This window comes from Specibacter sp. AOP5-B1-6, from assembly GCF_052376555.1.
Classification (GTDB): Bacteria; Actinomycetota; Actinomycetes; order Actinomycetales; family Micrococcaceae; genus Specibacter.
This window is the reverse complement of the sequence record NZ_JBQSVT010000075.1, coordinates 1-6,534: the sequence shown is the minus strand read 5'-3', so window position 1 is coordinate 6,534 and position 6,534 is coordinate 1. Positions and strand designations below refer to the sequence as shown.

The 6,534-nt window shown below is 65.0% G+C and carries 3 protein-coding genes and 1 tRNA gene; 3 read left to right on the top strand and 1 reads right to left on the bottom strand.

All coding sequences use genetic code 11. The annotated features are described in order from the left end of the window. Nucleotides 1–431 precede the first annotated feature (431 nt). A complete protein-coding gene (locus ACT3TS_RS19280) occupies nucleotides 432–1,805 on the top strand; it encodes a Gfo/Idh/MocA family protein (RefSeq protein ID WP_444533149.1) in 1,374 nt (457 codons plus the stop codon). A gap of 43 nt (nucleotides 1,806–1,848) precedes the next feature. On the opposite strand, the gene ACT3TS_RS19275 is transcribed toward ACT3TS_RS19280, so the two are convergent. Beyond that, nucleotides 1,849–3,825: an FAD/NAD(P)-binding protein gene (locus tag ACT3TS_RS19275; protein WP_444533148.1), complete on the bottom strand. Its 1,977-nt coding sequence runs from the start codon at nucleotides 3,823–3,825 to the stop codon at nucleotides 1,849–1,851. Nucleotides 3,826–4,029: 204 nt separating this feature from the next. Between ACT3TS_RS19275 and ACT3TS_RS19270 the strand changes: the two genes are divergently transcribed. Beyond that, nucleotides 4,030–6,174, top strand: coding sequence for a prolyl oligopeptidase family serine peptidase (locus ACT3TS_RS19270; RefSeq protein ID WP_444533147.1), 2,145 nt, complete (start codon nucleotides 4,030–4,032; stop codon nucleotides 6,172–6,174). Nucleotides 6,175–6,335: 161 nt separating this feature from the next. After that, nucleotides 6,336–6,423, top strand: a tRNA-Ser gene (locus ACT3TS_RS19265). Nucleotides 6,424–6,534: the final 111 nt, after the last annotated feature.

Here is a 6,534-nt window from a genome sequence, read left to right as displayed (position 1 = left end):
CAATATCCTTCCCGCATCGGCGAGACTTCTCTATCCAATGTGACGAGGGAATCAGACTGGAGTCTCATTCTTAGAATCCCGAATATGGAGATCTAATGGTTTACGGACTGGATCGTAGTGTTGATGGAGTAATCGAAGATCCGCGTGGTGCATACATAGGGGGCGTGAGCGCATGCGAGGTGCTGGCAGGGGTCGGCGATGATCTGGGGTTTGCCCATTCCGGGCAACAGTTCTAGGACGCCGATCAAGCGATCTGCATCGAACCTCCCCCGGGGACGGAAGTCAAACGTGCCCCGAAATCCCACAAAAGCAATCGGCGGCCAGAAGGTAAGTCTGAATGGAGGGATAATGTCCCGTGAATCAGAGGCCAATAATTCCGATTTCCATATTTCAGGCTTGATAATTACTTGATATGAATATTGCATGAAGTTATGCAGCAAGGCACCGTCGCTTTATGTTTGCCTAGCAAATTCCTAAATAACGCACCAAAAATCAGCGAAAGTGAACATGTGAACCCCACCGCGGAATTGACGAATGATCATCCGGCCGGATCAGCGGTCGGCCTCCGCATCGGCGTAATCGGTACCGGGCAGAGAGCCTACATCGCCGATCACGTTGCCGTCAGCCAAACTGGCGCCCGGCTCACTGCTGCTGCGGACATTACGCAAGCCGGGCGTGACCGGGCCCGTGCAATGTTCGGCAGCGAACTCGCAGTCTTCGACTCTCACACCTCGCTAATCGAAGCGGAAGTGGTGGACGCAGCCATCGTCACCACTCCGGATTGGACGCACGCCGAAATCGCGATCGACCTGCTCCGCGCCGGAATTGCCGTCTATTTGGAGAAGCCGCTCGCCGTGACCATTGAGGAGGCTGACGCCGTCCTTGCCGTGGCACACAGCACTGGCACGCCGCTCTACGTTGGCCACAACTTCCGTCACGCCGCGGTCGTTCGTCTCATGGGCGAGATTATCCAGCGAGGCGAAATCGGCGAGGTCAAGGCCGTCTGGGTGCGCCATTTCGTTGGCAACGGAGGCGACTACTATTTTAAGGACTGGCACGCGGATCGAAGCAAGGTGAACTCGCTTCTGTTGCAGAAGGCCAGCCACGACCTCGACGTAATCCACTTGCTCGCCGGCGCGTACACGCGTCGGGTAGTAGGCATGGGCACGCTTGCGGTCTATGGCGACATCGACGATCGCCACGATCGCGGCGATGAGATGATGACAGACTGGTTCTCTTTCGATAATTGGCCGCCCGCGTCACAGACTGGACTCAACCCTGTGGTCGACGTGGAGGATGTCTCCATGGTCATGATGTCCCTTGAAAACGGTGTGACCGCTAGCTACGAGCAGTGTCATTTCACGCCTGACTATTGGCGTAACTACACAGTCATCGGCACCGAGGGGCGTCTCGAGAACTCCGGCGACACGGCTGGTGGTGTCGTAAAAGTCTGGAACAGACGACGCAATTGGTCCACCACGGGAGACCAGGAATACCCGATCAGCGGCGTCGAAGCCGGCCACGAAGACGCCGATCTTGCAACCATGCTAGAGTTCCTCGATTTTGTCGCCGAGGGCACGCCCACCGCACTCTCCCCTGTCGCCGCCCGAGAGGCGGTCGCGGTCGGCGCTCTTGCCACCCGCTCGCTGCGCACAGGTTCGATCCCGATCGACATACCACCGCTCGACACCGAGCTCGTCGACTTCTTCATTGCACGCACCGCTACAGGACGTGGATCGGCTGAGACCCCGTTCCTGTCGCGGGAGCACAATCGGCTTCCTCCGGCCACGGACGAATCGCAATAGCTGCCCCCGCAGCCCTCCGGAACCCTTACAAGCTTGCTCGGCGTCAGCGGGCCAGAATGTCAGCCGCGATCGCGTCGGCGTCACGAACCGTGCGGTAGCCGCTGCGGTACTTGGCGGACGCTTCGGATGCGATGGCGGTGCCCCACTGCACCGAGGACAGCTGCAGGCCCAGAACATACAAGCCCGCAACGGGGACGCCGGTGCCATCCAGGGGCCGGTACGGCGGCGCCGACACGTCCATTCCGCTGGTCGCGACGGGTTCGCCGTCGGCCGCCAGCATCATGCGGGGGCGGGCCAGTCCGTCGGCCAACAGGTTCCGGAGCAGTCTCGAATCGCTGTGCTGCACGCGGTTTGCCGGGGCCAGCGCCTCAACCAGGTGCCGTGCCACCCATGGGGCATTGGCGACCCACGGGGAACTAACGGTGAACAGCCCGTCGTGGATGCGAAAGAGCGGGTCGGGCCCGGCGAAGTGGACCACCCCGGCGCGCACCAGCGCCGCCAACTGCTCCGTGCGCAGCGCCGGCGGACCGCTTGCCAGCCCTTCCACGAAGCCTTCAAACCAGCCGCGCAGCTCTCCCAGCCACGAGGTCTCCGTGATGCCGCGGTCGGCCACGAGCGACTTGATGATGGCACGGCCGGCGTTCAACGCCCCAATGGCCATCTTCACGGGATCGTCCTCACCGCGGGCCGAACCGGCAGCATCGGCTGAGAGGTATTCCAAAACTGCTGCATCCATCTGGGCGTGCGACGTGAAGCGGTGGGTGGCGGCGGCGCTGCGCGGATGCCTCGACAACGGCCGGGCCAGGCCCAACAGGTCCAGGATGAACCCGTCCTGGACGTGGGTCTCCAACAGCTCCTTCAGCCGCTGCGCCCACCCGGAGTCACCGCCGTCGAGCCCGGAATGCAGCAGCACATCCAGCTCAGGCAACAGCTCCGGCGTGACGGTTTCGGGGCGGGTCCGGGCCAGCGTCGTGTAGTAGGCCCAGAGGGTGTCGCGGTGCAGCAGCGGCCAGATGTCGTGGTCAAAACCGGCGGTTGCGCCCAGTGCCCGGATCGCGGCAACGGCGTCCTCGCCCAGAAAACGCAAGGTGACGCCGGCCGGGTAGTAGCTGGCCAGCTGAGCCTTCGCCCGGTACGGCGTGCCGCGGCGCGACGCCCCGACGATGACAGGTTCCAGCCCCGACGCCACGTAGCGCAGGGCTTCCCCGGCCGGGCGGCCCGTGGGCTCAAACGTCCCGCCACGGCCCTCCGTGAGCTGGCCCAGCACGTCAAAAAAGTTCAGTCCCATGCCGCGCACCAGCACCGTTTCGCCGGCAGGCAGCTGCGTCCAGTCCACATCATTGGGCACGGCCGGCGGCAAATAGGTGAGCCCGTGGGTGCGGGCGTCGTCGCGCAGTTCACGCTGGGCCGGGCTGAGCTTCGACTCCACATGCCCCAGCGCCAACACCACCTGGTCGGCGCGCAGGCTCGTCCCGTCCAGAAGCACGACGGCGAACCCGCCGTTCCCGTGGTCACGCGCCACCCGCTTGGCTTCAGCGGCATGGACGGTGAGGGTGACGCCGTCGGGCATGGCCTGCACGAGCTGCACAAAGCACCAGCTGAGGTAGCGCCCGTACAGGGCCCGGCTGGGAAAATTCGTGGCGCCCAGGGCGGCGAGTTCGGTTTTGTCGCCGTCGCTGAGCTGGTCCCAGGGCAGCGTTTGTTGGACCGCGCGCCATTCATTGAAGCTGCAGCCAGCCAGGGGCGGGGCCTCGACGCCCTGGTCCGGGACCAGCGTGGGAAAAAAGCTGGGCGTGTTCATCAGGTACAGGCGCGACTGCTCCGTGCGCCACACATGTCCGGCAGCGGGCGGAAACGGGTCAACGAGGTGGATGTGCAGCTTGTTGGGTGTGCCCGCGGCATCTGCCGAGTGGTTGTCAGCGTGGTTTTTCGCGTGGCGGGCAAGCAGGCGTTCCATGACGGAAGTCCCGCGGGGCCCCGCCCCCACAATGACAACACTCTGCACGCCCGTAGATTCCACCCCTTGAGCTTAACTGATCGCGCCCGGCCGGAGCCGCCGCAGCCGCTGCACTGTTCTGCGCTGAACTCATGGCGGGTGCGCCGCATGACACTGTTATGCGGCACACCCGGTGCGAGTTCAGCGCAGCTTGGAACATCGAGGGCCGCGGTGGCCGAAAAAGCCGGCTGGCACGGGGACCTCAGGCCGGATGCCTAGGATGGGGCTATGACTGACACTGCCGCGCCCCCGACCATTTCCGAACAACCCGCGGACGAATTCCTGTGGCTGGAGGACATCCACGGCGACGATGCCATGGCCTGGGTCCGCGAGCGCAACGCCCGCACCGATGCCGCGCTGGTGAACCCCGCCTACTCGGCCCTTGAGGCGTCCGTGCTGCAGGTGCTGGACTCGGCCGATCGCATTCCCATGGTGTCCAAGCGCGGCAGCTGGTATTACAATTTTTGGCGCGACGAGGCGAACCCGCGCGGTCTTTGGCGGCGCACCACGTGGGACAGCTACCTGAGCTCCTCCCCCAGCTGGGACGTCCTCCTTGATGTTGACGCCCTGTGCGCGTCGTCGGGCGAGGACTGGTTCTGGGCCGGCGCGTCGTTCCTGCGCCCCGCCCCGGGCGAGGACTACCGGCACGCCATGGTCGCGCTCTCCCCCGATGGCGGAGACGCCGTTGCCTACCGCGAATTTGACCTTGCCACGCTTGGTTTCGTGGCCGGCGGCTTTGAACTTCCGACGGCGAAGACCCGGCTCAGCTGGTTGGATGCGGACACGCTGTACGTGGGAACCGACACGGGAGCCGGATCCATGACGGCGTCCTCCTACCCGGCAGCCACGCGGGTCCTGCGCCGCGGGGAGTCGCTGGCGGATCTCGCGGAGAAGGAGCCGTTGTTCTCCGTCCCGCTGGACCACATCAGCGGCGGCGTGACCCACAGCAGCACCCCGGGTTTTGAACGCGACGTGGCCTACGACGCGCTCGACTTCTTCAACAGTCGCACCTTCCTGCGCGTGGACGGGGATTGGGTGCACATCGACGTGCCCGACGACATGAGCGTTTCCCTGCACCACGAATGGCTGCTGCTGCGCCCGCGCACCGACTGGACCGTTGCCGGCACTAGCCACGCGGCGGGCACTCTGCTGGCCATAGGGCTGGACGCATTCATGGCCGGCAGCCGGGAGGTGCGCACCATCTTTGCCCCCACGGCGGCGCAGTCGCTGCAGTCCTGGAGCTGGACCCGGGACTTCCTGCTCCTGAACCTCCTGGCCGACGTGTCCTCCAAGATCCTGGTGCTGGATCCCGCCGCGGACTGGGCTGCGTCGGAACTTGACGCATGCCCGCCCTTGCACTCGGTGGACGCCTACGCCGTCGACGACGAGGACGCCGACCCCGAGAACCCCAATGCGGGCAACGACTACTGGCTCGTGGCCACCGGTTTCCTCACCCCCTCCACGGTGTACCGCGGCACGCTGGCCGGGCCCGGCGGCACTGGCGGGGCGTCGGCTGCGCCGGTGGCCGGCGAGGTCGCGGCGCTGGTGCGGGAGGCGCCGTCGTTCTTCAATGCGGAGAACTACAGCGTGGAGCAGCACTTTGCCGTGTCCGCCGACGGCACGCGCGTGCCGTATTTCCAGGTCGGGCCCAAAGACCTGGTGCTCGACGGCGGCAACCCCACCTTGTTGAGCGGGTACGGCGGATTTGAGGTTTCGCGCACGCCGGCCTACAGCGGGGCCGTGGGACGGAGCTGGCTGGAGCGCGGCGGCGTGTTTGTGGTGGCGAACATCCGAGGCGGCGGCGAATACGGGCCAAGCTGGCACACGGCCGCGCTGCAGGAAAACCGGCACAGGGCGTACGAGGACTTCGCAGCGGTGGCCCGCGACCTGTCCGCACGGAAGGTGGCCTCGCCGTCGCGCCTGGGCTGTGCGGGCGGCAGCAACGGCGGCCTGCTGGTGGGCAATATGCTCACCCACTATCCGGAGCTGTTTGGGGCGGTGTCGTGCGGGGTGCCGCTGCTGGACATGCGCCGCTACACGAAGCTGTCCGCCGGGGCCTCCTGGATTGCCGAATATGGCGATCCGGACGCCCCGGAGCAGTGGGAATTCATCAAGACGTTTTCGCCGTACCACCTGCTGCGCGCCGACGTTGAGTACCCGGCCACGTTCATCTGGACGGCCACCTCGGACGACCGGGTGGGGCCGGTGCAGGCTCGGAAGATGGCGGCACGCATGGAATCGATGCGGATTCCGGTGTGGTTTCACGAGGCGCTCGAGGGCGGGCATGCCGGGGCCGGAAACAATGTGCAGGCGGCGCGGCTGCATTCGGCGTCGCACGAATTCCTGTGGCGGGCGTTGAACGGGCAACTGTAGGCGGGAACGGCAGGGGACATTCACTCCGGACGGGAAAGCCAGCCTTCGCTGCACGGAGGCGAGGGTCCAACGCCGCATCACCCGCCTTCGTTTTGCTTTGTAGGGCATCTACTGGGTAAAGTTTGGGATGCTGGTTAGGGGCTTCTACCTTAGCCAGTGCTGGAGACGTGCCAGAGCGGCCGAATGGGCTTCACTGCTAATGAAGTGTGGGGCACAACTCCACCGGGAGTTCAAATCTCCCCGTCTCCGCAGATAAAATGCACCCTTTGATATTTCATCGAAGGGTGCATTTTTTGCGTCCGGCCTCCCAATCCACTGGTGGAGCCGGCTTTGGGGGTCAGCCGCAGGCAAGCGGCCAGT